The 1825-nt window shown below is 62.2% G+C and carries 1 protein-coding gene; it reads right to left on the bottom strand.

The genetic code is table 11. The annotated features are described in order from the left end of the window. Positions 1-236: 236 nt before the first annotated feature. On the bottom strand, positions 237-1825 hold a 1589-nt coding region (locus X728_RS136985; RefSeq protein WP_023833346.1), incomplete at its 5' end, for a tetratricopeptide repeat protein.

Below are 1825 nucleotides of genomic sequence, written 5' to 3'. Positions count from 1 at the left end.
ATTCCTTGATCGCGGGGTCGACCAGTTCTCGACGGCAACCCTTCAGTCGTTCGAGCGTGCCGACCTCATCCTCGCACATGAGCGTGCTGTAGCCGACCACGTCGGCAGCAAGGATCGCGGTAAGCCTTCGCTCCATACCTGCCTGCGCCCTCCTTGGTCGATCAAGCGGCTTCGCGCAGCCTATTCTAGTCCCGCATCGGACGCGAGTGTGTGCGTCCGTTATGACGCGTGTGCTTCTACTGAACAACCGTAAAGTGAAACACCTTGCTTGAGTTGACGAAGGAATAGCCGCCGCCTCCATCGTCGCGGCGTTTATAGACGGGTCCACAGTCGGGGCGCCCGAACATATTCTCGCTCAGCTCGCACAATAAGTCGCCATCGACACGGACGGTCTCGGTGACCAGCCGCGTCGTGGAGCGGAAGGCTGCCTTGCCGTCGCTCCCGATCTGGAGGAAGGCTGGTTGGAGACCGGGCTCAAGCTGACCCTGCAGAGTATGGCCCAGCACCAGCGAGGCGATCTCCTTGCCCTTCAAGCGGTTGTGCTCATCGCCGGTGAAACCGAACGGCCATTCGGGCAAGCCCGCCTGCTGCAACGCGTCGACGATGAGAGCCAAATCCTGCGGGTTACGATATTGGGCACCGTTGAGTCGGTATGCGGACAATGAATCGAAACCTGGTGTGGACATGGCACCTAGCCCCTCGGCCACTGCCGCCCTGGCATCCTGCAGGCGGCCGGCGCGGGCGTAGGCGGCACCAAGCGTGATCGTGAAATCTCCGACTGACGGCGCATCGTCGCGGGTGCGTTCGAGGGCCTCGATCGCCCTGTCGTTGCTCCCTTGAATTAGAAAGACCAGACCGGCAATTTGCCGGTTTACAGGTGAAAGGTTGGGATCGAGCCTGAGCGCCGTCTCGACCGCTTCGGCAGCCTCAGCATGACTGCCGGCGAACAGTTGCACGTATCCCAGGGCTATTTGCGTCTCAGCATCGCCGGGGCCGAGTGCGACGGCTCGCTCGACCGAAGCGATGGCTTCCTCGTAGCGGCGATCCACGACCTGCATGATCCCAAGAATAGCATAGGGCGACGAAAGGTCAGGGTCGAGTTGCAAAGCTCGGCTCGCCTTCTCATATGCTCTCTTTCGTGCTGGCGCGCTCTGCATGATGTCATTGAACGATTCACGCCAGATATACACCGTCGTGCTTGCATCCGCCGCGAAGGCTTCCGCAAAAGCGGGGTCGAGCTGCTCGGCCTTGTCGTAGAGCGTGAGCGCCTCCCGCAGGCCGTCGCGCCGACCGGTCCGTGCTGTCTGCTCGGCACGAAGATAGAAGTCGTAGGCTTCGAGGTTTTCGGTCGGCGGCCGCGCCATGCGTTCGCTTTCCGCTGCCGAAGGTTGCATGCCAAGCGCCTTGGCGATCTCGCCGCTCATCTCGTGCTGGACGGCAAACACGCCGGCCATGCCACGGTCGAACCGGTTGGCCCACAGATTGTCGCCCGTTGCCGTATCGATGAGCTGGGCATTGAGGCGGATCTGCTCGCCGGTGCGGCGGACGCTCCCCTCGACAACGAAGCGGACGCCAAGGTCGCGCGCGACGTCCGCCAGCGCTGCAGGCTTGTTCTTGTAGGCGAACACCGAGTTGCGCGCGATGACGTCCAGACCGGACAGCTTGGTGAGGTCGGTGATCAGATCCTCGGTGATGCCGTCAGCGAAATAGTCCTGGCCTGGATCGCCGCCGAGGTTTGCAAACGGCAGCACGGCAACCGATGGCCGCGATGGCACTGAGAACTTCTGCCATGCGAAAATGCCGGCAATCGCGGCGATCGCCAAGG

The organism is Mesorhizobium sp. L103C119B0, assembly GCF_000502235.1.
Classification (GTDB): domain Bacteria; phylum Pseudomonadota; class Alphaproteobacteria; order Rhizobiales; family Rhizobiaceae; genus Mesorhizobium.
Note: the sequence above shows the minus strand (reverse complement) of the source record. Positions and strands in the feature narration are given on the sequence as shown.